Source organism: Bacillus mexicanus, from assembly GCF_050445615.1.
Classification (GTDB): Bacteria; Bacillota; Bacilli; order Bacillales; family Bacillaceae; genus Bacillus; species Bacillus mexicanus.
Map to the genome: position 1 here is coordinate 1,697,309 of NZ_JBCEYV010000001.1, position 24,172 is coordinate 1,721,480.

24 protein-coding genes and 1 pseudogene are annotated in these 24,172 nt (G+C 44.0%); 12 read left to right on the forward strand and 13 right to left on the reverse strand.

Annotated elements, in window-relative coordinates; translation table 11 throughout:
* Positions 1 to 24: 24 nt before the first annotated feature.
* Positions 25 to 1,386 carry a Na+/H+ antiporter NhaC gene (gene nhaC / locus AAGG74_RS09160; RefSeq protein ID WP_429675167.1) on the forward strand — a complete coding sequence of 454 codons (1,362 nt, stop codon included), beginning with the start codon at positions 25 to 27 and terminating at the stop codon, positions 1,384 to 1,386.
* Positions 1,387 to 1,428: 42 nt separating this feature from the next.
* On the opposite strand, the gene dat is transcribed toward nhaC, so the two are convergent.
* Complete coding sequence (gene dat / locus AAGG74_RS09165; protein ID WP_429675168.1) at positions 1,429 to 2,277, reverse strand: D-amino-acid transaminase; 849 nt, start codon at positions 2,275 to 2,277, stop codon at positions 1,429 to 1,431.
* 252 nt (positions 2,278 to 2,529) lie between these two features.
* On the opposite strand from dat, the gene AAGG74_RS09170 reads away from it, so the two are divergent.
* Positions 2,530 to 3,378: a polysaccharide deacetylase family protein gene (locus tag AAGG74_RS09170; RefSeq protein ID WP_429675169.1), complete on the forward strand. Its 849-nt coding sequence runs from the start codon at positions 2,530 to 2,532 to the stop codon at positions 3,376 to 3,378.
* A 28-nt stretch (positions 3,379 to 3,406) separates the two neighbouring features.
* Here AAGG74_RS09170 and AAGG74_RS09175 read toward each other — a convergent pair.
* The 3 genes and pseudogenes from AAGG74_RS09175 to AAGG74_RS09185 all read right to left on the reverse strand — a co-directional run bounded on the left by AAGG74_RS09175 (position 3,407) and on the right by AAGG74_RS09185 (position 5,582).
* A pseudogene (locus AAGG74_RS09175) lies at positions 3,407 to 4,139 on the reverse strand (NAD-dependent protein deacylase).
* A gap of 72 nt (positions 4,140 to 4,211) precedes the next feature.
* Positions 4,212 to 5,327, reverse strand: a complete 1,116-nt coding sequence (locus tag AAGG74_RS09180) for a mechanosensitive ion channel family protein (RefSeq protein ID WP_429675170.1) — start codon at positions 5,325 to 5,327, stop codon at positions 4,212 to 4,214.
* A 147-nt stretch (positions 5,328 to 5,474) separates the two neighbouring features.
* A complete protein-coding gene (locus tag AAGG74_RS09185; protein WP_162102102.1) occupies positions 5,475 to 5,582 on the reverse strand; it encodes a YhdX family protein in 108 nt (35 codons plus the stop codon).
* Between the two features lie 234 nt (positions 5,583 to 5,816).
* Between AAGG74_RS09185 and AAGG74_RS09190 the strand changes: the two genes are divergently transcribed.
* The 3 genes from AAGG74_RS09190 to crcB are packed head-to-tail and all read left to right on the forward strand — an operon-like array spanning position 5,817 to position 7,283.
* Positions 5,817 to 6,548 (forward strand): glycerophosphodiester phosphodiesterase, encoded by a 732-nt coding sequence (locus AAGG74_RS09190; RefSeq protein ID WP_429675171.1) that lies wholly within the window; start codon positions 5,817 to 5,819, stop codon positions 6,546 to 6,548.
* Positions 6,535 to 6,930 carry a fluoride efflux transporter FluC gene (locus AAGG74_RS09195; protein ID WP_429675173.1) on the forward strand — a complete coding sequence of 132 codons (396 nt, stop codon included), beginning with the start codon at positions 6,535 to 6,537 and terminating at the stop codon, positions 6,928 to 6,930. The genes AAGG74_RS09190 and AAGG74_RS09195 overlap by 14 nt, the downstream gene beginning before the upstream one ends.
* Positions 6,927 to 7,283, forward strand: a complete 357-nt coding sequence (crcB, locus tag AAGG74_RS09200; RefSeq protein ID WP_429675174.1) for a fluoride efflux transporter CrcB — start codon at positions 6,927 to 6,929, stop codon at positions 7,281 to 7,283. Before AAGG74_RS09195 ends, crcB begins: the two co-directional genes overlap by 4 nt.
* A 12-nt stretch (positions 7,284 to 7,295) precedes the next feature.
* Here the strand turns inward: crcB and AAGG74_RS09205 are convergent, their stop codons facing one another.
* Complete coding sequence (locus AAGG74_RS09205; protein WP_429675175.1) at positions 7,296 to 8,681, reverse strand: hemolysin family protein; 1,386 nt, start codon at positions 8,679 to 8,681, stop codon at positions 7,296 to 7,298.
* A gap of 311 nt (positions 8,682 to 8,992) precedes the next feature.
* A complete protein-coding gene (locus tag AAGG74_RS09210; protein WP_429675176.1) occupies positions 8,993 to 10,174 on the reverse strand; it encodes a pyridoxal phosphate-dependent aminotransferase in 1,182 nt (393 codons plus the stop codon).
* Between the two features lie 154 nt (positions 10,175 to 10,328).
* Here AAGG74_RS09210 and cueR point away from each other — a divergent pair, with 154 nt between their 5' ends.
* A complete protein-coding gene (cueR, locus tag AAGG74_RS09215; protein WP_162102185.1) occupies positions 10,329 to 10,760 on the forward strand; it encodes a Cu(I)-responsive transcriptional regulator in 432 nt (143 codons plus the stop codon).
* Positions 10,761 to 10,820: 60 nt separating this feature from the next.
* Entirely contained in the window at positions 10,821 to 12,155 is a 1,335-nt protein-coding gene (locus AAGG74_RS09220) for a hemolysin family protein (protein ID WP_429675177.1), read from the forward strand.
* 94 nt (positions 12,156 to 12,249) lie between these two features.
* Here AAGG74_RS09220 and AAGG74_RS09225 read toward each other — a convergent pair whose 3' ends face one another.
* Together AAGG74_RS09225 and AAGG74_RS09230 are read right to left on the reverse strand one after the other, a co-directional pair.
* Positions 12,250 to 12,849, reverse strand: coding sequence for a 1-acylglycerol-3-phosphate O-acyltransferase (locus tag AAGG74_RS09225; RefSeq protein WP_429675178.1), 600 nt, complete (start codon positions 12,847 to 12,849; stop codon positions 12,250 to 12,252).
* A gap of 132 nt (positions 12,850 to 12,981) precedes the next feature.
* Positions 12,982 to 13,977 (reverse strand): aldo/keto reductase, encoded by a 996-nt coding sequence (locus AAGG74_RS09230; protein WP_429675179.1) that lies wholly within the window; start codon positions 13,975 to 13,977, stop codon positions 12,982 to 12,984.
* A gap of 197 nt (positions 13,978 to 14,174) precedes the next feature.
* On the opposite strand from AAGG74_RS09230, the gene sigM reads away from it, so the two are divergent.
* Genes sigM through AAGG74_RS09245 form a run of 3 tightly spaced genes read left to right on the forward strand, consistent with a single transcriptional unit; the run spans position 14,175 to position 16,010 of the window.
* Positions 14,175 to 14,666 (forward strand): RNA polymerase sigma factor SigM, encoded by a 492-nt coding sequence (gene sigM, locus AAGG74_RS09235; RefSeq protein WP_003224177.1) that lies wholly within the window; start codon positions 14,175 to 14,177, stop codon positions 14,664 to 14,666.
* Positions 14,656 to 15,732 (forward strand): anti-sigma factor, encoded by a 1,077-nt coding sequence (locus tag AAGG74_RS09240; protein WP_429675180.1) that lies wholly within the window; start codon positions 14,656 to 14,658, stop codon positions 15,730 to 15,732. The genes sigM and AAGG74_RS09240 overlap by 11 nt, the downstream gene beginning before the upstream one ends.
* Positions 15,720 to 16,010 (forward strand): anti-sigma factor, encoded by a 291-nt coding sequence (locus AAGG74_RS09245; RefSeq protein WP_162102112.1) that lies wholly within the window; start codon positions 15,720 to 15,722, stop codon positions 16,008 to 16,010. Before AAGG74_RS09240 ends, AAGG74_RS09245 begins: the two co-directional genes overlap by 13 nt.
* A gap of 30 nt (positions 16,011 to 16,040) precedes the next feature.
* On the opposite strand, the gene AAGG74_RS09250 is transcribed toward AAGG74_RS09245, so the two are convergent.
* Positions 16,041 to 16,469: a GNAT family N-acetyltransferase gene (locus AAGG74_RS09250; RefSeq protein ID WP_429675181.1), complete on the reverse strand. Its 429-nt coding sequence runs from the start codon at positions 16,467 to 16,469 to the stop codon at positions 16,041 to 16,043.
* 109 nt (positions 16,470 to 16,578) lie between these two features.
* Between AAGG74_RS09250 and pdxR the strand changes: the two genes are divergently transcribed.
* Entirely contained in the window at positions 16,579 to 17,988 is a 1,410-nt protein-coding gene (gene pdxR / locus AAGG74_RS09255) for a MocR-like pyridoxine biosynthesis transcription factor PdxR (RefSeq protein WP_429675182.1), read from the forward strand.
* A 30-nt stretch (positions 17,989 to 18,018) separates the two neighbouring features.
* On the opposite strand, the gene AAGG74_RS09260 is transcribed toward pdxR, so the two are convergent.
* The 4 genes from AAGG74_RS09260 to citA form a co-directional block, all read right to left on the reverse strand.
* Positions 18,019 to 19,374 carry a sodium-dependent transporter gene (locus AAGG74_RS09260; RefSeq protein WP_429675183.1) on the reverse strand — a complete coding sequence of 452 codons (1,356 nt, stop codon included), beginning with the start codon at positions 19,372 to 19,374 and terminating at the stop codon, positions 18,019 to 18,021.
* 117 nt (positions 19,375 to 19,491) lie between these two features.
* Positions 19,492 to 20,889: a branched-chain amino acid transporter BcaP gene (gene bcaP / locus AAGG74_RS09265; RefSeq protein WP_162102116.1), complete on the reverse strand. Its 1,398-nt coding sequence runs from the start codon at positions 20,887 to 20,889 to the stop codon at positions 19,492 to 19,494.
* A 240-nt stretch (positions 20,890 to 21,129) separates the two neighbouring features.
* The gene (locus tag AAGG74_RS09270) at positions 21,130 to 21,999 is read right to left on the reverse strand and encodes an SDR family oxidoreductase (RefSeq protein WP_225494234.1); all 870 of its coding nucleotides are present in this window, start codon (positions 21,997 to 21,999) and stop codon (positions 21,130 to 21,132) included.
* Positions 22,000 to 22,072: 73 nt separating this feature from the next.
* On the reverse strand, positions 22,073 to 23,173 hold the full coding sequence (gene citA, locus AAGG74_RS09275) for a citrate synthase CitA (protein ID WP_162102118.1): 1,101 nt from the start codon (positions 23,171 to 23,173) through the stop codon (positions 22,073 to 22,075).
* Between the two features lie 108 nt (positions 23,174 to 23,281).
* Here citA and citR point away from each other — a divergent pair, with 108 nt between their 5' ends.
* The gene (citR, locus tag AAGG74_RS09280; RefSeq protein WP_162102119.1) at positions 23,282 to 24,157 is read left to right on the forward strand and encodes a transcriptional regulator CitR; all 876 of its coding nucleotides are present in this window, start codon (positions 23,282 to 23,284) and stop codon (positions 24,155 to 24,157) included.
* Positions 24,158 to 24,172: the final 15 nt, after the last annotated feature.

Here is a 24,172-nt window from a genome sequence, read left to right on the forward strand (position 1 = left end):
AAAGAACAATGATGGGGTGTTATTTTGGATTCTCAAAAAAAGCTGACGTTTCCGTTAGCCGTCGGTTTATTTATATTCATGTTAGGCATCATTATTTCTTGCTTATTTTTCCTGCATACAGAACCGCATATCCCGCTGTTTCTATGTGTTGTTATGCTTTCGGCAGCTGGTTTATGGATCGGTTTTTCTTGGGTTAACCTAGAAAAAGGGATTGTAGAGGGAATCAAAAACGGCGTACAGCCGATTATCGTTCTGGCGCTTATCGGTATTTTAATCGGCGCTTGGATGTACAGCGGCGCAATACCGTCCGTAACAGTTTATGTTCTGTCTTTTATTGAACCAAGTCACCTTCTTTTGACTGCTTTGTTTTCGTGCATGATCATCAGCACGCTTGTCGGTTCAAGCTTGACAACAGTGAGCACAATTGGGGTTGCGCTGATCGGCGTTGCGAGCGCGGCTGGTGTTCCACTTGAATGGACGGCGGGCGCGGTCATCTGCGGCGCATGCTTTGGCGATAAAATGTCTCCAATGTCGGACACAACCAATTTTGCCGCCGGCATAGGCGGCATACCAATCTTTGAACATATTCGCCATATGATGGGCACTACTATCCCGGCTTTACTTATCACCGTCGTTCTGTTTTACTTTCTCGGTTTATCTGTGTCAGCGGACACTGCTTCGACAGTTGATATTCAACAGGTCATAAAAGGCATCAAGGATGCCGCTAACGTAACGCCGTGGTCGCTTCTTTCACCACTATTAGTCGTTTTGCTGGCGGTTAAGCGTGTGTCCGTGATTCCCGTTCTAACCGCTGGAATTATTTCCTCGGGAATGTTGACTGCTATGTTTGTACCTGACAGCAGCCTGCAGGGGTTCATGACAGCTTTGCAAAATGGCACAACGTTTGAAACAGATAATGAGGCCGCTGCTAAAATTATTAACAGAGGCGGACTGCAATCAATGATGGGCTCAGTCTCGCTTATTATGATTGCTTTTGCACTTGGGGGGCTGATGGAGAAAATCGGATTAATTTCCGCGCTGTTGGAGGGTGTCATGAAAGGCATCCGCTCAAAAGGCCAGCTGATTGCGGCCACGGTCTGTTCAAGCATCGGCATCAACATGGCAACCGGTGAACAGTATCTATCAATCTTAATACCGGGACAATCCTATAAAACGTTATATGACAAACAAAACATTCCGCGGAAATTTCTTTCCAGATCCTTAGAGGACGGCGGGACATTAATGAATCCATTGATCCCTTGGGGCGTATGCGGCGCTTTTATGGCAAGCACACTCGGTGTTCCCGTCATTAACTATATCCCATTTACATTCTTCCTCTATATATCGCCGATGCTCTCCATTTTGGTTGGATTTTTGAAAAAATAAAAAGAGCTCCGCTTGCAAAGCGGACTCTTTTTTTATGCTTCATTATGAAATGCTTGCTGCCTGCTGAATGCTTTCTTGAAAAGCAGCCTGAAGCTGTTTTGTCACCGGTCCGGGCTCACCGCTTCCGACTGATTCCCCATCGAGCGTCACGACCGGAATAATTTCTGCCGTTGTTGACGAAATAAAGATCTCTTCCGCCTGTCTCAGTTCTTCCTCACTGACAGGCTTTTCTTCAAGCTCAATCCCGTTCTTTTTCATCAGCCCTAAAATAGTCATCCGTGTAATCCCGTTGAGAATGAGCCGATTAGCCGGATGCGTTCGCACCATTCCATTGATAACGGCATAAACGTTAGAGGATGTACCTTCTGTAACAGTGCCGTCTCTTAGCAAAATCGTTTCAAAAGCCCCTGCTTCATACGCTTTTTGCTTGGTCATCACATTATACAGTAAATTCAGACTTTTAATGTCGCACCTCAGCCAGCGGAGATCCTCATCTGTAATTGCTGCCACTCCGTACGCCTGCTCTTGCTCCGGTTTTTTCACAGTAAATGTGTAAGCAATAGTCTGCGGCTTAAGCCCGCTTTCATACTGATGTTTTCGCGGCGCTACGCCTCTTGTTGTCTGAATGTATACCGCTCCTTCACTGACCGCATTCTCCTGTACAAGCTTTTGCAGGTCATACTTCAAATCTTCCACACTGAATGACAATGCTATCCCGATTTCCGCCGCACTTCTAAAAAAACGCTCCGCATGCTCTCGCAAGCCGAACAGTACTCCTTTATACACTCTGATAACCTCATAGATACCGTCACCAAACTGATAACCGCGATCTTCCAAATCGATCGAAGCTTCGCTGCGTTCGATCAGCCGGCCATTGACTAAAACCTTCATAATAGCCCTCCCTTTTCGAGATTCCCAGATGTTTTTCTAGCTGTCATTGTCATTTATTCTACCATATTGGGTCAATAGCTAAGGAGATTATTTTTTCCTTAAAATCTGATATTTCGACATTTTTCTATGTTCTTTCCAGTTTTATTCCTGTATACTTGACTGGTAATACATAGGTTGTAAACATATGGCATCTTGATAAGTTGCCTGCTATACAGCGGTATGTAGAGATTTTATGCCAATGGAGAGATTGTTATGCGACAAACGAGAGGAGATGCTTCTCCTTCTGCAGTTTCGCTTGCTTTTAAATTTGCAAGTTTAGCAGCTTTATGTGTGCTGCTTTTGCTTATGGTGATTTTGGGTTATTCCCACAGCTCATCGAAAGCAAAGGAAGTCACTGTCACTACAAACGGCCAGCTTCGTGACGAGAAGGAAAGCCTTAAACTGAAAAATGACTCCCCTGAACTTTTGGTTAAACATTTCCAGACAAAGCAGAACATGGGGAATAAGACGGTTTACTTAACCTTTGATGACGGCCCGTCAGCCTATACAAACCGCTTGCTCGACACATTGAAAAACACTAATGTAAAAGCGACATTTTTTATGCTGTCACCTCGGATGAACGAATATAAACAAGCGGTGAAAAGGGCAGAAAAAGAAGGCCACGCACTCGGTTTACACGGCGTCACCCACAATAACAAATTGTTCTATCAAACACCGACATCTCCGTTAAAAGAAATGCAGGAGGCGCGTGACACGCTGCAAGACATCACGGGATATAAAACCGATCTTGTCAGAACGCCATACGGAAGCAAGCCGTCACTGACCGCCTCACAAATTCACAATCTTGAAAATGACGGTTTTATGTACTGGGATTGGACGATTGACAGCATGGACTGGAAATACCGGAATTCAAAATATGTGACGGAAGTTTTACAACAGCTTGAGAATATGGAAAACAGCCATTCAAGCAGACCTTATGTCATTCTCATGCATGATCTTCCCGCTACTGTAAACGCACTGCCGGTATTAATCAATAAACTAAAAGAAAAAGGCTATTCCTTCGGAGAATTAGAGGACACCATGGTTCCTGTTCATGAATAAAAAATGAGGCCGCCACTATGTGAGCGCCTCATTTTTTTATGCCTAAACGTCGGGCAAACTCTCCAATTTTTTGATGGATGACCATGTCAAACAAGCTGTCACAGTATGTCGGTTCAAGGTTAATGATGACTTTCTTCATGCCGGTAATCCGGCTTGCGTCCTCAGGCACAAATCGTGCCGGGGCAACTTCGAGAGATGTGCCATAGATCTGCTTGTTCGAGCTTTTCATAAAGGGTGTCAAAGTGCAGGACGGCATCGCCAAAGAGAACGACATCGGTTTTTAATACCGCTCCGCAAATGGCACCAGCTTGTCCGGCCGCCGTGCACTCCGGCACCTCCTGTTCCAGCAAATGAGGGAGCTCATAGCGGGCGCCGCATACAGGACAAGCAGCGGACTGGATAGAGCCATGCAGTTCGTACACATGTCGGCTCCCGGCTTTTTTATGAAGACCGTCAATGTTTTGCGTAAAAATGTCGACCCGCTTCCCTTGCTTCTCCAGTTCAGCTAAAAGCAGGTGCCCTTCATTCGGCTCAAAGCTCCCGCTCATTTTCATTTGGAACAATTGTTTAAATTTAGGCCAAAACAGACGCGGGTGACTTAAAAAGTAATCCAGGCTCATCGCTTCCATTCTTGAAGCATCCTCCGTCCAAATGCCCTCATCTGAACGAAAGTCAGGGATCCCTGACTCTGTGCTCATCCCCGCTCCGGTCAGCACGACAATTCGCTGCGCATCATTTAAAATAGTTCTGATTGCTTTCAAGTTAGCACCTCCTTTTTTCTCTTATTTTACCACGAAAAAGACTCCGCCCCTGCCAGACGAAGTCTTTCCCTTTTAAGCCCGTTCCTTTTCCTCTTTATTTAGATTAATCTGGAACGGATCGTTTTCATGCTTTTTCTTTACAACAACCATTTGGCCGGGGTATGCAAATTCAACACCTTCAGCAGCGAGGATTTCAATAATTTTATAGTTGATATCCTCTCTCACAACAAGGTTTTCAGCCCATACCGTTGTTTTTGTATAGAAGTTGAAAAATAAATTGTAGTAGCTGTCAGCAAACGCATCGAAGTTGACCATAATAACATCATTATCAACGCCCTCATGCTCCAAAAGCATGGTTCTAAGAGAATGAATGGAACGTTCCAGATTCTCAATCGGTGTAGCGTAGGACACGTGGATGGAAAACGTAATTTGGCGTTTTGTCATTCTCGTCCAGTTTGTGATTGCTGCCATCGACAGCGTAGAGTTTGGTACCGTTACAAGCGCTCCCTGAGCTGTTCTGAATCTCGTGCTCCTGAAGGTAATATCTTCTACTGATCCGGTTACTGCTGACGTCTCCACCCAATCACCGATGGTAAACGGCTTTTCAGTAATAATAACAATGCCGCCGAAGAAGTTGCTGATGGTATCCTTTGCAGCAAGCGCAAAAGCAAGTCCGCCAAGACCTAGACCCGCCACAAATCCGTTGACATCATAATTGAATTCCTGAGCAATCACACTGACACTGAGCGCAATGATAATAAAACGAAGCAATTTGGATAAAAACGGTGCCAGGATGTCATCCATGTCCAACTCGAAGCGCTGATTCACCTTATGGAAGATAAATGACGACGCTGCAGTCAAATTACAAAGCCCCCAGCATATGAGCGCAACGATCAGTGAGCGATATATTTTGCTGATGACCGGCATTTGATCGTTTAAAAACGGGGAATACCGAATCGCTAAAAACAGCCCTAAAGCAACAAAAAACCATCTGGCCGGCTTTTCAAATGCAAGAACCACCTGCTTGAAAATTTCTGTTCTCCGCCGATTCGTTATATTAAATAGCAACCGGAAAAAATATCTTGTGAATAGCTTTCTGAGTATAAGAAACACCAGCAAAATTGCCAGGCTGATGCCGATTTGTATGATCTTATCAAGCGTAAAATATTGCTGCATATAATCCGGCATGACGATCTCCCTTCTTAAATCAAATGTTTATTATACTAAAAGATTCGTAAAGATGCTCTTCTAAATGTCTTTTTACAGCACAAAACCCCGGCGGAACGCCGAGGTCACTTTTCAAGTCAACTATTCAGCCAGATTCAATAGGGACAGTCACTTACTTTTTTTCGTTTGTGTCTGATCAAGGAGAGTTGCGTTTTGCATTTCAGTATCCGTTTCGGCTTTAATTCTTTCCTCCACTCTGATTCTCCCTTTTCCCATGATCTCGCCTCCTTTTTTGCTATTATAAATGATCAGAATGTTTCGTTAATGTGTCGAAAGAACTAAATTTGCGGAGAAATATGTTTGGCTGCTCTGAATGTCTTTTTTTCGTTATACGCCCTCCTTTAGCCCGGACCATTCCGATATGAAGCAAAAAATTCACCCGTTTGTATCGCCGCGCATTTATGGATTTGATACAATAACAGAAATGCCCATACGAGGAGCTGACTTAGCTTGTACACCATTGCCCATCGCGGAGCTTCAGGTTATGCTCCGGAAAATACAATTGCCGCATTTGACCTTGCGGCAGAAATGAATGCAGATATGATCGAACTGGATGTCCAGCTTACAAAAGACAGACAGATTGTCGTGATACACGATGACAGGTTAGACCGAACAACAAATGGATCGGGTTTTGTTAAGGATTTCACATTGGAAGAATTGCAGAAGTTCGATGCAGGCAGCTGGTACGGCCCTGCTTTTCGGGGAGAGCGTATACCAACCTTAAAAGCGGTGCTCAAACGCTATCACAAAAAAATCGGTCTTTTAATTGAATTAAAAGGACATCCATCTCAAGTCGGACTTGAAGAAGAAGTAGGACAGCTGTTAGGGCAATTTTCTTTTTCTATTCACAATATTGTTCAGTCCTTTCAATTCCGTACCGTCCAAAGGTTCCGCGAGCTTTATCCATCGATTCCGACAGCTGTCATTACAAGACCTAACTTTGGCATGCTGTCCAGAAATCAGCTGAAGGCCTGCCAATCTGTTGCAAACTATGTCAATATCAAATACACACGTCTCAACCGGCTGATGATCGCTTCCGCCCATAAAAACAACCTAAAAGTGTTTGCATGGACTGTCAAGAATCAAAAGATAGCAGCAAAATTACAAGCTATGGGCGTGGACGGCATTGTAACAGATTACCCGGATTTCATCAAAAAGGATGACAAACATGAAAATATATAGCGCTGTTTTTATCGGAGGTGCGTTTGGCGCCTGCCTCCGATATGCATTCAACATATGGATACACTCCGAACAATTCCCAGCAGCAACCTGGCTGGAAAACGCAGCTGGCAGCCTTTTATTAGGCAGTCTGACCGGTTTTTTTATGATTAGGGCAAAACGGCCTTTGCTGTCGGCTTGTTTAGGCACAGGGTTTTGCGGCGGCTTTACAACAATGTCCACATTTTCTAAAGAAACAGTGATGCTTTTGCAGGCGCAACCCTCACTGGCTGTTTTGTATATGGCAGTTTCATTGTTATCAGGAATCGTCCTTGCGCTAAGCGGTGTTTTGGCTGGACGGCGCATAGCAAGCACCAAACAAAGAAAGGGGCTTCAAGAACGATGACACTAGCGGGTATCTTCATAGCAGGCGGGTTTGGCGCGATGCTGCGCTTCTGGCTCGGCAATCTCATAACCGCCAAAATCAAAGGTCCCAGCCTGCCCATCGGCATCGTATTAGTCAATATTATCGGAGCGCTCGGACTTGGGATATTTACTGGGCTGCACATTACAAACGCTTCGGCCTCCCTCATCATCGGCACGGGATTTTTCGGCGCCTTTACGACCTTTTCCACCTTCAGTGTTGAAAGTGTTCAGCTCCTGCTGGCCAAACGCGTAATGGAAAGCATCCTGTACATCGCCCTGACGCTTTGCGGGTCACTTTTGGCGTTTTGGTGCGGCTGGATAATCACAACATAAAAAACCTTGAGCTTATTTTTCGCTCAAGGTTGCACTGTTCAGCATCACAGGTTCAGGCATCGGCAGCGCGCGGTGCGCCGTAATCCCGGTTGTGCTGCCGGCTTCTTCTTTTATATCGATTTGCTTGATTAATCGGCCGTCCATTTTTAGCACCTTTATCGTATACAAACCAATGCGGATGGATTCCCCAGCCTCAATATCGATGTTTTCTTTCAATATCAGTCCGCCGATCGTATCGACGTCCTCTTGGATCGATGCACCAAGAAGACTGTTCACCTGATCGATCCGCACCTTTCCATCCATCACATAATGACGGTCGCCAAGCTTTTGGATCAGCGGCTGTTCGTCTTCATCAAATTCATCTCTGATCTCGCCGACAATTTCCTCAAGAATATCCTCTGTCGTCACAAGCCCTGAGGTTCCTCCGTATTCATCAGACAATATGGCCATATGAATGCGTTCACGCTGCATTTTGATCAGCAGATCATGAACCGGGATGGTTTCAATCACTTCGATGACAGGCCGCACGTACGGGTGTATAGTCATCTTCATGCGTTCCTCTTCTGTCATAAACAGCAAATCAGAAAACAAATGCTTCGTATTCACCAATCCGATGACACTGTCTTTGTCTCCGTCTGTGACAGGCCAGCGTGTGTATTTCTCCTTCAACATGACTTCAAGCATCTCTGCTATCGTCATCTCTGTTGACACAGCGGCCATTTCCTTCCGCGGGATCATAATTTCTTTGGCGATCCGATTATCAAATTCAAAAATCTTATTCACATATTTATATTCAGACGGATTAATCTCTCCGTTTTTTAAACTCTCAGACAACAGCATTCTAAGTTCTTCCTCAGAATGGGAACCGTCATGTTCTGACGCTGGCTTTAACCCAAACATGCCGCATAAAAGCCGCGCCGATCCATTGAGGATCCAAATAAACGGAAACAGGAGCAAATAGAATAAACGCAATGGACCCGCTATAAGCAAGGTCAGCTGCTCTGCCTTTTGAATCGCGACCGTTTTCGGTGCCAGCTCCCCCACAACAACGTGCAGGAACGTGATCATGGCGTACGCAACTGCAAAAGAGACTCCATGAGAAACTGATTCCGGCAGATCGAGCGGTTCAAGCAATGGATGCAACATTCGTTCAAATGCCGGCTCTCCCAGCACACCAAGTCCAATCGATGTCAATGTAATGCCCAGCTGGGATGCGGATAAATATTCATCCAAATCTGTAATGACACGCTTTGCGAGTATCGCCCGTTTGTTTCCTTCTGTTATAAGCTGATCAATTCTGGATCTCCTTACTCTAACAATTGCAAACTCACTTGCAACGAAAAACGCGGTTAAAGCAATGAGCACACCAATTAAAATCAGACTGTCAATATCGTCCATTTAACCTTATCCCCACATCAAAGGATAAGGAGTCACCTCCTGATATAATCATTTTTCCTTAACATCGAGGTACGTGGTGTATTGTTGCCTAAGCAGAGGGCCCCATCATACCACCTCCAAGTCAAAGTTTGATTATAAATTGTATATTTTATTGTAACACAACTCATTCCAAAAATGATTCTTAATTTTTAGACTTTAATGAAGAGGCAGCTTTTGCTTACAGGCGCACAGCCTGTCAATTTTGTTGTTTGGAAGAGAAGAATTTCCAAAAAAAAAAGAAAACGGCGTTCAAAGCCGTTTTCTTTGCTTTCCTACACAAAATCTTTATATAAAGATACAAAAATATCCCGTGAGTTTTTAATCTGCTCGATCGGCACACTGAAGGATAAACGGAAATGTCCTTTCACTCCAAAACCGCTGCTTGGCACGATTAACAGTTTATATTTTTGGGCGGCATGCACGCAAAATGCAACTTCATCTTCTATTGGCGATTTTGGAAAAACGAAGAAACCGCCCTTCGGCATTTCAAATTCAAAACCGGCTTCGTTTAAAATACCGACCATGATATCCCTGCGCTCTTTATACGCGCTTGCGTCTATTCTTACATCATCCATCCTTGCCACAGCCCGCTGCATCATGACAGGCGCATTCACAAATCCAAGCGTTCGATTACAATACACAAAAGCGTTGATCAAAAGTTCAGCATCCGGAATCCGGCTGTCCAAACCGATATATCCGAGCCGCTCCCCGGCTATACCGAGATCTTTACTGAATGAACTCGCCAAAATCACACGATGATACGATTGAAACGGATTTGCCAATTCCTCATCATAGATTAATTGACTGTACGGCTCATCAAACAGCACATAAATCGCCTGGCCGCTCTTCTCTTCTATTTCTTTTAATAAATCGCCTAACTCATCTATATTTTTCTGGCTGAGAACAGTGCCTGTCGGGTTATGAGGTGTATTAAGAATCAGCCCTTTCGTCTTTGAAGTGATCGATTGCCTTACCGCTTCAATATCGATCTCAAACCGGGACGTCAACGGACAGCTGACAGCCTTTCCTCCGTAGTTCTCAATATACAGTTTATACTCGGCAAAATAAGGTGCGAGAATGATAACCTCTTCACCCGGGTTTACAATACTCCTTAACGCGACATTCAATGCCCCTCCTGCGCCCACTGTCATGACGACTCGTTCCGCCGAGAACCCTGCATCAAAACGGGATGCCAAAAATTGCGCGACTTTTTCTCTCGCCGCCGGCAGTCCTTGGTTTTGTATGTATCCGTGATTGCCTTTTTCAGCTTCCTCTATTAACGCTCTCTTAAAAGCTTCAGGCGGTTCAACAATCGGGTTGCCTAATGAAAAATCAAACACCTGGTCATCTCCGAACTCTTTTTTCAGCCTTGCGCCTTCATCAAACAGCTTCCGAATCCATGATCCTTTATGTAAGTTTGCTTCAATTTCCCGGGATAACCCAGCCAAATTCATCTGTCCCTTCCGCATATAAAAGTGAGAAAATTCTATCTTCCTATGTTACTTCAATTTGATGATGAATTCCACCACTTCCAGTTCCCGTTAAAAAAACAATAAACTTGTGCAAGATGCCGTTCATATATTAAACTATTCTCATAACTATAACGTGATGGTTGGGAGGGATATAGATGGGGCTGAGACTTATCGCATCAGTGAACTAGCGGCACTTGCCGGAGTAACGAAACGAACAGTTGATTATTATACGAATATCGGCCTGCTTACGCCGGCCAGATCCTGTTCAAATTACCGTTACTATGATAAAAATGCACTTAATCGGCTTATATTTATTGTAGATTGCAAGAAGCAGCGATTGGCCCTGTCCGATATTAAAGATCGACTGGAGAACCAGTTTCCCTCTTCAGCTAAACGTGATGATGAAATTGGAAATCTGGCATTAGAAATTGATCATATGAATCAAAACATCTCCGGAATCTTGAATCGGTTTGAACGGCTGAAGCCCGAGGAGCGTGACAAGCTGAAAAGCAAGCTCCCGCCCGAAAAGCTCGCCGTGTTCCAATCATTTATGCTGCTGTTAAGTTAAAACCATTTTATCTAACAGGAGGTGTTACCTTCATTCTCATTGCTAGAATGAAGGTTCTAATTGGACATAGTGAATTTGATTTTAGTTGCTGTTTTAATCGCCCTGACGGCATTTTTCGTGGCATCTGAATTTGCCATTATCAGAATCAGAGGCTCACGGATTGATCAGCTGATCGCGGAAGGACATAAAGCAGCAATAGGTGTTAAAAAAGTGACCACGCATCTTGATGAATATTTGTCTGCGTGTCAGCTCGGAATTACATTGACTTCCATCGGATTAGGGGTTTTAGGTGAATCAACGATTGAAAGGTTGCTTCACCCGCTTTTCGTAAAACTGAATGTTCCGGGTTCCCTTTCACATGTGATATCGTTTATTTTTGCGTATGCGGTTATTACGTTCCTGCACGTTGTTGTCGGGGAACTTGCCCCTAAGACAGTCGCCATCCAAAAGGCGGAATCAGTGTCTATGCTGTTTGCGAAACCGTTGATTTGGTTTTACCGCATTATGTTCCCATTCATTTGGCTTTTGAACAATTCCGCACGATTATTGACTAAAGCATTTGGCTTGGAGACTGTTTCAGAAAATGAACTGGCTCACTCTGAAGAAGAGCTGCGAATCATTTTGTCTGAAAGCTATAAAAGCGGTGAAATTAATCAGTCAGAGTTTAAATATGTAAATAAAATCTTTGAATTTGATGACAGGCTCGCGAAAGAAATTATGATTCCGCGGACTGAAATTGTCAGCCTTCCGCATGATATTAAGATTTCTGAAATGATGGAGATCATTCAGACTGAAAAATATACCCGCTACCCTGTGGAAGAGGGCGATAAAGATAACATTATCGGGGTTATTAATATTAAAGAAGTGCTGACCGCCTGCATGAGCGGTGAGGTATCCGTCGATTCCACCATTTCTGAATTCATCAACCCGATCATTCATGTCATTGAATCTGCGCCGATTCAAGACCTGCTTGTCAAAATGCAAAAAGACAGGGTTCACATCGCCATCCTGTCTGACGAATACGGCGGGACTGCCGGGCTCGTGACGGTTGAAGATATTATTGAAGAAATCGTCGGCGAAATCCGTGATGAGTTTGATATTGATGAAATTAACGAGATCCGAAAAATCGGCGAAGGCCATTATATTCTTGACGGAAAAGTGTTAATTGATCAAGTAAACGACCTGCTCGGCATTCATTTAGAGAACGAAGAAGTCGATACAATTGGCGGCTGGTTCCTTACTCAAAAATATGATGTTGAAAAAGATGATTCTATCATTGAAGAAGGCTGCGAATTTATCATTAACGAAATCGACGGCCACCATGTCGCTTATATCGAAGTGAAAAAGCTTCAAGAAGAAGAACTTGCGGAAACAGCTGAACAGCAGGAAGCATAATAAAAAAGCACCTTGTGAAAGGTGCTTTTTTTGCATATATTTTTCTCAGTTTCATGGAATGTGAGGAAAACAAAACATTCAAAACCACTACATCTTATAGCTGTTCTAGTTTATCCTCTAATTCTTTAATTCGCTGATTCAAAACCTCTGTCATAGCTGCAAGTCTTTCCTTTGGCGGCAGGTGGGCAAAATCAGCCTGCTGAATCGGATCACCGATAATAAGCTTCATTTTCCCTTTTTTGAACAATTCTTTTCCGCTTGAAGGCCCTTTATATGCAGCGGGAACGAGCGGTGCTTTCCCCATTTGCGCAATCGTCACCGCACCCCTTTTCAAAGGCACGTCCTCAGAGGTTCTTGTTCCGCTTGGGAAGATACCGACGATTTCGCCTTCTTTCAGCAGCTTAATCGGTGTTTTAATACTGCTTGGCCCAGGATTTTCCCGATCTACCGGAAAAGCATGAATGTTTTGCAGAAATGAACCGATCCATTTATTTTGAAAAAGCTCTTTTTTCGCCATGTAGTGTATTTGATAAGGAAGAATCCCGACTCCGAGTGTGATCACATCAACCCAGCCGGAATGTGTACACGCGATGACAAAACCTGAATCGGCCGGAAGGTTTTCTTTGTTATACACCTTCACTCCTCCGCGAAGAGAAAGAAGAACTTTTAAAGCATTTGCACAAAACTTATACATATCGCACTTCCTTTGTCATAATCAATGATTCTTTCTGTACTTATTATAACAATATTTTTTATTACCTGGTACTAATTTTTAAGATTTCTCCGTTAAAGACGCTAAAAAGCTGAGGGTTGGCCCTCAGCTTTGTTATATTTCCTCCCTGGTCGGCGGTGCCATAAACTCTGGCCCAACCGGATCTGTTATCGTATTTTCTAATATAGTGTTGATGTCTTTTTGATCTTCCTCACTCAGTGTCCAGCCTGTAATCTCAGATACCGCCTCAACCTGCTCAGGCTTTCTTGCTCCCCAAAGAGCGATATCGGCTCCCGGCTGATCTAATATCCATCTGACAGCCAAGTGAATGACTGATTTTCCATACCGTGTCTTCGCCAGCTTATCCAATTGTTTGACAGCTGAAAGATATTCTTTAAAGCGTGGCTTCTGGAATTTAGGATCGTGATTTCGCAGATCGTCTCCTTCAAATGTATGCCCTTCAGTCATCTTGCCTGATAACAGCCCCCTGCATAAACTGCCGTATAACAATGTTGTGATCTGGTTGTCTTTTGCATACGGCAGGACATTCTCTTCAATTTCTCTTTCAAATAGATTATACGGAGGCTGAACCGTATGAAGCGGTGCAGCGGCGCGGAATGTATCCATTTGCTCAATTGAAAAATTACTGACGCCAATTGCTCGGATTTTCCCGGCATCATATAATTCCTTCATGACTTCCGCTGTCTCTTCAATAGGCACTAATGGATCAGGCCAATGCACTTGATAAAGATCAATATAATCCGTTTGAAGCCGTTTCAAAGAATTCTCGACTTCCTCTATAATTCGCGCTCTGTTCGCATGGCGGAACAGCTGGTTATTCTTCCAATCCAGAGCCGTTTTCGTGGCGAGAATCACTTCGTCTCTTTTGCCATACTCCTTGATCGCCCTGCCGACGATTTCCTCAGACTGTCCGAAGCCGTAAGCCGGCGCTGTGTCAATCAGTGTGATCCCCCGATCTAGAGCGGCGTGAATTGTTTTGATAGATGTTTTTTCGTCAGTGCCTCCCCACATGGTGCCGCCAATCGCCCACGTGCCGAGACCGATTCTTGAAGCTTTGATTCCCGTGTCTGCTATATTGGTGTATTCCATTGTGCCACTCCTTCACTTTTTCCACTATATTTTCCCCGCTGGCAAAAATGTTAAACATTTCTTCGCACTATCTTTTGAGTCCATTTTTGGTTACTATATAGGAATGGTGTTTGATTAAGTGTAAAAAAGCCGTTTGTACGTAATGTGCAACTTTAAACCTTTCTTATGCGTGTATAAGATAGAGGGGAGAAAAGGCAGTGACGATCGATGAAATTTACCAAATGTACATGAATGATGTTTACAGGTTCCTGCTCTCCATGACAAAAGACAAGCATCTTGCCGAAGACTTGCTGCAGGAAACCTTTATGCGGGCATACATACACATTCACTCCTATGATCACAGCAAAGTAAAGCCCTGGCTTTTTCAAGTGGCGCGTAACGCCTTCATTGATTACGTCAGAAAGCATAAGAAAGAAGTAACCATTTCTGATGACTTAATCGGAAGCCTCTTTCAAAATGCTGTTCAGAGTCCTGCCCACCAGGTAGAGATAAAGGAAGTGCTGACTGGTTATATGTCCGAGCTCCCCGATAATTATCGGGAGGCCTTAACGTTATATTATTTAAAAGAGTTAAATTACAAAGAAGCATCCCATATTATGAATATTTCAGAGGCGAATTTTAAAAGTGTTTTATTTCGTGCCAGACAGCGGCTGAAAGCACTTTATAATAGAGGTGTTAATGATGAATGAAGAATTTAAAAAACGTTTTGACCAATATAAAAATGGGGAAATGACCGACCAGGAAATGACCGCGTTTGAGGAAGAACTTGAGAAGCTAGAAGTGTATCAGGAACTGATTGACAGCGAACTTGAGGGCGGCAATGCTTTGGATGCCAGCATCAGTCCAGAAAAACAGAAAGCGATTTTAGCCTACGGCAAACGCAAGTCTTATTTGCGAATTTCTGTACTTGCCGTCATTTCGACACTTATGATTTTGCCGTTTTGTACGCTGGGAAGCTACCTCTATTACGGAATGGGAGGAAAACACAGCACCGGCAATGAGCTTATGGAAACCGCCGCAGTCACTGTAGCCCTGACTATGCCGAATGTTCTTGTCGATACATCCGGACTGAAAAGCCAAGTGAAGCTGTTTGGAATGAATACGGAATTCCCGCTGCAAAAACAGATTGGCGCGAAGACAGCTGCCGTAGGGAATGAACGGGTTGAAATGTTTTATGATAAAGTGAAGACGCCGGCTGTTAACTACTATGACTTACAAGTGAATAATACAAGTCATTACTTTACACACCCATCAAATACGTCAGAACAAACAACTTCAAAAGCAGAAAAAACGTTAAAGACATTGCCTGAAGGAACGGTATCAGAGGTCTATCTTTCATATGACCGTGCATACCCGACAAAAGACGTGTATAACAAATTCAAAGGCTATGATGTGAGCTTTCTGTGGAATGCAATCGAAACAGAGAGAAATACAAATAAAACAGCAGACACAGAACCTCTTGGCTATCCTGGGAAAGATTCAAAATTCTTGGCTGCCCTTAATACAAAAGGCAAGTCAAATGGCGATCAGTTTATCAATGCCCTCCACTTCATGTCCAAGCATAAAAAATGGGCGCAGGTCATTTCAAAACGAAAGGACCTGCATGTGGACAACCGCTTGGATTATGTAGAGAAAAACGGTGTCAATGTATACGGTTCGGTCGTTACAGGACCGACCAAGGAAATCCAGCGCATGCTGAAAAACAAATCTGTAAAATCAGCGAACGTCGGCGAGGTGGAATTATGGAACTGGTAAGAATATTTAAAGAACACAATGTATTTGGGTGGATCTCTGTCGGAACGGCGATTCTGTCTCTGCTCTTGCTGAATTTGGCGATTATCAGCGACGTTACATTTTATTCCTATCAAATGCTTCCATTCGCCATGGCTGCCGTTCCGTTTGGCATTATTGAACTCTTCATCAAAAGAGGCCGCACAGGCCCCGGCCTGCTCGGCGTCATCCTGAATCTCTTTGTGATTATTTGTGTGTATACCATTGTATCAGTGGATACCAATTTACAGTTTGGCTTTTAAAAAAGGCGCCTGAAGAGGCGTCTTTTTTCATTACACCGGTTTTCGGAACAAATAGCTTTCTATAGCAAAACCCATTTTTTCTGTATAAAATCGATGTGCGTCTTTACGCTGAAGGCCAGATGAAAGACTGACAAAACCAAGTCCGGCTTTACTCGCCCAGTCTGCGGCATAATCCAAAAGCATTTTGCCGTATCCCTTTGACCGGCTAGGTGCCGTTGTAACTAGATCCGCAACCCACAAGTACCCTCCTTTATGAATGGAAACCCTCGGCTGAGCGCCGCACAGCGCTCTGATCTCTGTATCTTCATATAAGGCAAACAGCATATACGATTCTTTCTGCACACAGGCTTCAAGCCTTTGTAGATACGTCTCGATATCTAGTTCTGTTCTCAATTCACCCATGACCGGATACGACTCAGCCCATTCTTCTTTTGTGGTTAATTGTTTGATATGAATCATCTTCTCAATCCCCTTTCCTTTCGTTACAATGATCATAGCTAATAAATGGCATTTGCCAAATAGCCACTATCAGAAAAAATGACCATGCCAGATAAAAAGGGGACACGAGATGGATATCACGCCGTTTCTGGATAAAAAGAGCAAAATACCGCTGTATGAGCAGCTCTATAGCTTTTTCAAACAAGAGATTTCACATACGCGAATTACAAAGGGAACAAAACTTCCTTCAAAACGCAGGCTCTCCAGCTTGCTCGATGTCAGCACGGCAACAATAGAACGAGCTTACGAGCAATTAACTGCTGAGGGCTATGTCAAAAGCAAGCCGAAAATCGGCTGGTTTGCGGCGGAAGTAGAGCCAGACTTTCCGTCAGCTCCTGACCATTTTCAGCAGTCTGCACAGCCTGACCCACATAAAAAGAACGCACCTGCTATTGACTTTCATCAAGGCAATGTTGATCCGGCCCTCTTTCCCTTTAGCGCATGGAGAAAAAGCATAGTAAAAAGTCTGGATCGCTATTCCGATTCGTTTCACACCTCTGGCGATCCTCAAGGAGAATACGAACTCAGGTACACGATTGCCCGATTCGTCAGGCTGTCTCGGGGAATAAATTGCGAGCCCGGCCAGATCATCATCGGCGCAGGAACGACCGTGCTTCTGCAAATTCTTTGTCTTACGCTTCAGCCCGGAACAAAAATCGGTTTTGAAGAGCCGGGCTTTCACCGTTCAAGAAGGATGTTTGAAGCAAATCGCATGAATGTCATTCCGATTTGTACTGATGCAGAAGGCGCCCTGCCGGATGAGCTCTACCGTCGGAATCCTTATTTCATGTATACGACTCCTTCACATCAGTTTCCGCTTGGGACCATCATGACGATAACCCGCAGACAGGAGCTGCTTGCATGGGCAGCAAGATCAAATTCATTCATTATAGAGGATGATTATGACGGGGAATTCCGTTACAGTGGCCATCCCATTCCGTCTTTACAGGGTTTTGATCCGAATGGCAGAGTCATATATCTCGGTACTTTTTCAAAGTCGCTTCTGCCTTCCTTGCGGCTTAGCTTCATGATTGTGCCCCCTGAACTCATGAAATCGATCAAAAACAACGTTGAGTTAATGAAGCAAACCGTCTCTGCCCACTCGCAATTCGCACTGGCAGACTTCATCGAAACCGGAGAGTGGCAAAAACACATAAATAGAATGAGAGGTCTATACCGAAAAAAACACGCTGTCCTGTTAGAAGCCATCCGCTCTGAACTAGGAAACACCGTTGAGGTTCTCGGTAAAAACTCGGGGCTTCACATTCTGCTGCGTCTTTTGTTTCCAGCAAGTGAGGAAGAAGCAATAAAAGCAGCCGCAAACAACGGTGTAACCATCTATCCCGTCTCCTCTTCATATAAAGAACGAACGCCTTTTGTTTCTGTCTTAATCGGTTATGGCGGTTTGTCAGAAGAGGACATCAGGCTCGGCATCCAAAAATTGAAAACGGCATGGGCGCCGTATCATCTTATTAAATAAAAAACAGGCTCCATTCCCGGAGCCTGTTTTTTAAAATGATAAAATCCCGATTAAATTTAAAAATACGATAATAATGGCTAACGGCACGATAAAACGAAGCAAATAAAACCATGTGTAAAAGAATGCTTTACTTGCTTTTGATCCGCTCCTCATTTCCGCCCAGAGCTCCCGCTTCGAAATTTTGAGCGGGATAAAAAGAGAAATTAACAGCGCGCCTAACGGCATCAAAATATTGCTGACGGTAAAATCGGCAATATCAAAAAACGTTTTACCAAAGAATTGCACATCGCTCAACATGCCATAAGACAAGCAGCAAGGGATTCCCACCAAGAAAATCAAAAGTCCGCTTGTCCATGACAGTTTTTTCCTCTTCTTTTCGTCCCCTTTTCCGATCGTCGCGACAATAATTTCAACCATCGAAAACGCTGAGGTTAAAGCTGCAAATAAAAATGCAACGAGAAAACCGATAAAAAACAGCGTGCCGAACGGAAGCTGTTCAAAAACGGACGGAAGCACTGTAAACAACAGTGTCGGACCTTCATTTGGCTGAAAACCGAATGAGAAAACCGCTGGAAAAATGGCCAAACCCGCCAGGAGTGTCACAATGATATTCATCAAGACGATAGAGGCGGCTGAACGAGGGATATTTTGTGTTTTCGGCAAGTATGAGCTGTAGGTCACCATTACCGAAACCCCTAGTGTTAACGTAAAAAAGGCCTGTCCCAGTGCGAATAATATGGATTCCGATGTCAAGTCGCCGAAATGAGGCACAAGCAAAAATGTCACGCCTTCCATCGCACCATTAAGTGTAAGAGATCGAAGGACGAGTAGAATAAACAATATAAACAATATCGGCATGATCACCGCGCTGACCCGTTCAATTCCTTTTTGAACTCCTCTGGCGACTACCAAGACAGTCAGCACCATAAAAATAAACTGAGCTGCGATCGTCTGCACTGGATTTTGGATAATAGAAGCAAACAAGCTGCCATACTGTGCTTGAGAAAGCCCGGACAGTGAACCAGACGCCGTCTTCACGATATACAGCAAAATCCATCCTCCGATTACACTGTAAAACGACAGCACTAAAAAACATGCTGCTACGCCAACCCAACCTGTAAAAAACCAAGCGGTTCGCGGCGCTTCTTTTTTATATGCATCAATGGCGTTCGTCTGGTTCCGTCTTCCAAAAATAAATTCCCCCACTAAAAGCGGATAGCCTAAGAGGATGGTAAATAGCACAAAAACAAGAAAAAAGGCTCCTCCTCCGTTAGTCCCCGCTACATAAGGAAACTTCCAAATCGCCCCCAAGCCGATAGCCGAGCCGGCGGCGGCCATGACGAAACCAATTTTCGAAGCCCATTGGACTGGTTTTTCCTCAGACAATAAACGTCACTTCCTTTCCAGCCTATATTATCTCTTATTTTTGTCTTCATTTCTATATATTCATTTGTAAGAATGTAAAAGAGAGCGGCCTGAATCACCGCTCTCTTTATCGAAAGGTTATTGATTTAATTTTGAATGCTTTCTTGAATACAGGAAATAGATTACCATGCCGATTAACAGCCACACCAGGAAGCGGACAATCGTCACCCATCCCAGATTTAAAATCAAGAACAGGCAGAACAGAATCGCCAGGCCTGGGATTACGGGAACTCCCGGGCATTTAAAAGCTCTCGGAAGATCAGGCTGTTTCTTTCTCAAAACGATAACTGCCACAGAAATCAGGACAAATGCTGACAGCGTCCCGATGTTTACGAGTTTTGCAAGTTCATCCAGCGGAACAAGCGAGCCAAGAAGCGCCGACATCGTTCCGAAAAACCAAGTGGCCACATAAGGTGTTTTGTGCTTTGGATGCACTTTAGAAAGTGAGCCAGGCACAAGTCCGTCACGTGACATGGCAAACATGACACGTGTCTGGCCGTAAAGCATGACGAGCATAACGGTTGTCATTCCCAGCACGGCGCCAATATCAATGATGCCAGCTACCCAGTTTTGCCCTGCGCTTTGAAGGACGAGAGAAACCGGATGATCCACACCCGCAAACTGAGCAAACGGAATAACCCCTGTCATGATCGCTGATACGGTGACATATAAAATGGTGCAAACCAATAAAGAGAATATAATGCCTTTAGGCAGATCCTTCGCGGGATTTTTCGTCTCTTCCGCAGCAGAGGATACAGCGTCAAATCCAATAAAAGCGAAAAATACAAGCGCCGCTGCGTTGAATACGCCGCCAAAGCCCATCGGCATAAACGGCTGCCAATTGTGCGGCTTCACGTAAACAGCTGCAACCGCGATAAACAGCAGAACGACCAGCACTTTCAAGATAACCATGATGTTGTTGACTCTTTTAGATTCTTTAATGCCTAAGTAAAGCAAAAATGTGATCGCCATGACAATGACGAATGCAGGCAGATTAAAAATGGTAAAAGTGCCTTTGACCGCCCCCGGCGCCGCTGTTAAAGCAACAGGGAGATGAATTCCTATTCCTGATAAAAATGATTGGAAATATCCAGACCAGCCGACCGACACCGCACTTACCGCCAGCATGTACTCTAAAATTAAATCCCAACCGATAATAAAGGCCATAAGCTCTCCCAATGTCGCATAAGTGAATGTATACACAGATCCTGATACAGGCACACTTGAAGCAAATTCCGCATAAGACAGGGCAGCGAATAAACAAGCCAGCGCCGCCACAACAAATGAAATGGTCAGCCCGGGACCGGCCGTAACCGCCCCTGTTCCCGTCAATACAAAAATCCCTGTGCCAATGATGGCTCCGATTCCAAGCAATGTTAAATCAAATGCCCCTAATTCTCTTTTTAAAGATTTATCACCGCTCGCCGCAGCAAGTAAATCCTGAATACTTTTCTTCCTAAATACGCTCCCCTTCATTACGTTTCAACTCCTAGAAGATCATCTTCAATATATTTTATTTGAATTTTCTGAATTTATTAGTGGCAATGATCATTTTTCTGCTCTATTTGCACTGGTCATTCATCATTCCTTTCTCCTACTCCTATTATATATATAAACACAAAAAAGAAAACAGAATTGTTAGAAAAAACGACATTTTTTTATTTTCGAATTTTTTTCCGCACAAAAAAACCAGCTATTATGCTGGTTTTTCGTTGATTATGTGGAAATAAAACGTCCGCCATTCACATGAAGGGTCTGCCCTGTCATATAAGAAGACTCGTCTGAGGCCAGCAGAACATAAGCACCTGCATGCTCAACCGGCTGTCCCGGTCTTCCCATCGGGGTATCCACACCGTGCTGTTTCACTTTTTCCTCAGGGAATGTCGCCGGAATAAGCGGTGTCCAAATCGGACCGGGTGCCACTGCATTTACTCTAATGCCTTTATCTGCAAGCGACATCGCCATAGACCGTGTAAAAGCGACAATCGCACCTTTTGTACTGGAGTAATCAATTAATGTCGTATTCCCCTCATAAGCGGTAATCGATGTTGTATTAATAATGGCGCTTCCCTCCTTCAAGTGAGGCAAAGCTTTCTTTGTCATATGAAACATGGAAAAAAAGTTTGTGCGAAATGTTTTTTCCAACTGTTCTGTTGAAATATCGAGAATGCTGTTTTGCGGATGCTGTTCAGCAGCATTATTTACTAAGATATCAAGTTTGCCAAAATGGTCCACTGTTTGCTGTACAGCTTGTTCACAATGGTTCTCGTCACCGACATCTCCAGGTAGCAGCAGGCAGCGGACATTTTCCTGTTCGATCCGTTTACGCGTTTCCTCAGCGTCCGAATGCTCATCTAAGTAAAGAATGGCGATATCGGCGCCTTCTTTAGCAAACGCAATAGCAGCTGCTTTCCCTATTCCGCTGTCGCCCCCGGTAATGATCGCGACTTTTCCTTTCAGCTTGCCGCTTCCTTGATAATCCTCATCCTCTGACAAAGGCAGCGGGTTCATCTCTGACTCAATGCCCGGCTGTCTGTCCTGCTGCTGCGGTGCCTGTCCTTCTGTTTGTCTGTCCATTGGGTTCATATTCATCACTCCTAGACGTATGGTTATTACTGAACATTACCACGTCATAGAAGCGCCTAAACGGAAGAGTATGTTATGAAAGAACTTCTTCAGGAACGACGCCATTATATTTCGCTGATGGACGGAAAATCATGTTGTTTTCTGCCTGTTCGAGCACATGGGCGCACCAGCCTACCATTCTGCTTGCTGAAAAAGTCGGTGTAAACAGTTCATCATCAAAATCAATTGCCTTCATGACAGCAGCCGCATAAAATTCAACATTTGTATACAGCTTGCGTCCAGGTTTATAGATTTCCAGCAAACGGATCGCTTCAGCCTCTACATGGAGCGCAAGATCAAGATCAGGGTCATTTCCGGCCACCTCTTCTGCTTTCTGCCGTAAAGCTTCCGCCCGCGGATCCTTCGTTTTGTACACTCTGTGCCCGAATCCCATTAAGCGCTCTCCTTTTTGGAGTTTTTCTGTCAGATACGCTTCAGCTTGTTCCTTTTCTCCAATGTCTTCAAGCATTTTTGTTACCGCAGAAGGAGCCCCTCCATGCAGCGGACCTTTCATCGTGCCGAGAGCAGCAGTAACGGCAGACACTAAGTCACTCTCTGTAGATAATGTGACACGTGCTGAAAAAGTGGATGCATTCATGCCGTGCTCCATAGCCAGAATCATATATGTTTCAAGCGCTTTCTTTTTTGCCTCTGAAGGCTGTTCACCTGTAAGCATATAATAGTAGTTTTCGACATGTCCGTACTGGGAAGATGGCGCAATGGCTTGTTCACCGCGCGTCCATCGTTTTCTGTACGCTATGATGGAAGGCGTGATCGCAATCAGCCGAATCGCTTCTTCTGTTTTTGGATGAAAGGCGTATACATTTTCTCCTAATGCAGAAACCACTGTTCTCAGCACCGACATATCGTCCATGTTGTTTGGAAGTGACTGAATCAAGCGCTCAATATGTTCCGGAAGATGACGTTCAGCAGCCAGTTTATCTTCAAATGCTTGCAATTCTTCAGATGACGGCAGTTTGCCAAATAAAATCAAATGGGCTGCTTCTTCAAAGCTGTGATTTAAGGCGATGTCTTTTGCATGATGGCCTCTATAAATCAGACGCCCTTTTTCGCCATCAATATGGCTGATAGCTGTTTCGACACATGTAATTCCTTTTAATCCGTAATGTATCATTTGTATTCCCCCTATCCTTTTCTGTTATTATAGTAAATATAATATTTAAAATATAATGAATATTTTTAAGGGTATTAATTAAAATTATTAATCAGAGGGAGAATAGAAATGGACTTCAAATGGCTTCACACCTTTGTGACCGCAGCGAAATATGAAAATTTTCGAAAAACAGCGGAAACACTTTTTTTATCCCAGCCGACTGTCACCGTACATATCAAGCAATTAGAAAAAGAAATCAGCTGTAAGCTGTTCGAACGAAAAGGCAGGCAGATCCAGCTGACTGATGAAGGCAGGGCTTATTTGCCTTATGCGCTCCGGCTTCTTGATGATTACGAAAACAGCATGACAGAGCTTCACAGAGTGAGACAAGGGTACTCTCAAACCTTAAAGCTCGCGGTTTCTCCGCTTATCGCTGATACTGTGCTCCCATCTGTCATGAAGCGGTACACAGCAATAAATACAGAAACAGAAATGGCAGTCACGATTTTCGAATCAGCAGAAATTTCCTCGCTGATTAAAGCGGGGGAAGCAGATATCGGATTGAGCTGTTTAAAGATACAGTCCTCCTCTTTAACCTGCCATTGTTTATATAAAGATCCTGTTGTCCTTGTGGCTCCGCCCGATGAGCATTTCATAAACGACAAAGAAATTGATGCCAAAGAGGTGCTTGAGCAATACCTGCTTTTGACCCACAATCATCCTGACTACTGGGACGACTTGCTCCGTCAAGTCAGAGTGACATTTCCATTTGTGAGAACAATGAAAGTCACCCAAACACATATAACGAAACGGTTTATTAAGGAAGGACTTGGCGTTTCATTTCTGCCCTTATCTACAGTAAAGCGTGAATTGGCAGAAAAACAGATGATCAGAATCCCTTATCAATCCGCACAGCTGCCCTATGCAGGCGCTTATGCAATCGCGCTTTACGAAAATAAAAAAGAAAAAAAGTTTTTGGATTTTCTTTCACATTTTCATTTTTAGGAACAACAAAAATAG

Excerpts from the sequence above, each read along its gene's own strand:
- dat (WP_429675168.1), bottom strand. The coding sequence starts at position 2,277 with ATGAAGGTTTTAGTCAATGGCCGGCTGATCGAACGCAGCGAAGCTTCG.
- AAGG74_RS09170 (WP_429675169.1), top strand. The coding sequence starts at position 2,530 with ATGCGACAAACGAGAGGAGATGCTTCTCCTTCTGCAGTTTCGCTTGCT.
- AAGG74_RS09180 (WP_429675170.1), bottom strand. The coding sequence starts at position 5,327 with ATGCCGGATTATATGCAGCAATATTTTACGCTTGATAAGATCATACAA.
- AAGG74_RS09185 (WP_162102102.1), bottom strand. The coding sequence starts at position 5,582 with ATGGGAAAAGGGAGAATCAGAGTGGAGGAAAGAATTAAAGCCGAAACG.
- AAGG74_RS09195 (WP_429675173.1), top strand. The coding sequence starts at position 6,535 with ATGAAAATATATAGCGCTGTTTTTATCGGAGGTGCGTTTGGCGCCTGC.
- crcB (WP_429675174.1), top strand. The coding sequence starts at position 6,927 with ATGACACTAGCGGGTATCTTCATAGCAGGCGGGTTTGGCGCGATGCTG.
- AAGG74_RS09205 (WP_429675175.1), bottom strand. The coding sequence starts at position 8,681 with ATGGACGATATTGACAGTCTGATTTTAATTGGTGTGCTCATTGCTTTA.
- AAGG74_RS09210 (WP_429675176.1), bottom strand. The coding sequence starts at position 10,174 with ATGAATTTGGCTGGGTTATCCCGGGAAATTGAAGCAAACTTACATAAA.
- cueR (WP_162102185.1), top strand. The coding sequence starts at position 10,329 with ATGGTTGGGAGGGATATAGATGGGGCTGAGACTTATCGCATCAGTGAA.
- AAGG74_RS09225 (WP_429675178.1), bottom strand. The coding sequence starts at position 12,849 with ATGTATAAGTTTTGTGCAAATGCTTTAAAAGTTCTTCTTTCTCTTCGC.
- AAGG74_RS09230 (WP_429675179.1), bottom strand. The coding sequence starts at position 13,977 with ATGGAATACACCAATATAGCAGACACGGGAATCAAAGCTTCAAGAATC.
- AAGG74_RS09240 (WP_429675180.1), top strand. The coding sequence starts at position 14,656 with ATGATGAATGAAGAATTTAAAAAACGTTTTGACCAATATAAAAATGGG.
- AAGG74_RS09245 (WP_162102112.1), top strand. The coding sequence starts at position 15,720 with ATGGAACTGGTAAGAATATTTAAAGAACACAATGTATTTGGGTGGATC.
- AAGG74_RS09250 (WP_429675181.1), bottom strand. The coding sequence starts at position 16,469 with ATGATTCATATCAAACAATTAACCACAAAAGAAGAATGGGCTGAGTCG.
- pdxR (WP_429675182.1), top strand. The coding sequence starts at position 16,579 with ATGGATATCACGCCGTTTCTGGATAAAAAGAGCAAAATACCGCTGTAT.
- bcaP (WP_162102116.1), bottom strand. The coding sequence starts at position 20,889 with ATGAAGGGGAGCGTATTTAGGAAGAAAAGTATTCAGGATTTACTTGCT.
- AAGG74_RS09270 (WP_225494234.1), bottom strand. The coding sequence starts at position 21,999 with ATGAACCCAATGGACAGACAAACAGAAGGACAGGCACCGCAGCAGCAG.
- citA (WP_162102118.1), bottom strand. The coding sequence starts at position 23,173 with ATGATACATTACGGATTAAAAGGAATTACATGTGTCGAAACAGCTATC.
- citR (WP_162102119.1), top strand. The coding sequence starts at position 23,282 with ATGGACTTCAAATGGCTTCACACCTTTGTGACCGCAGCGAAATATGAA.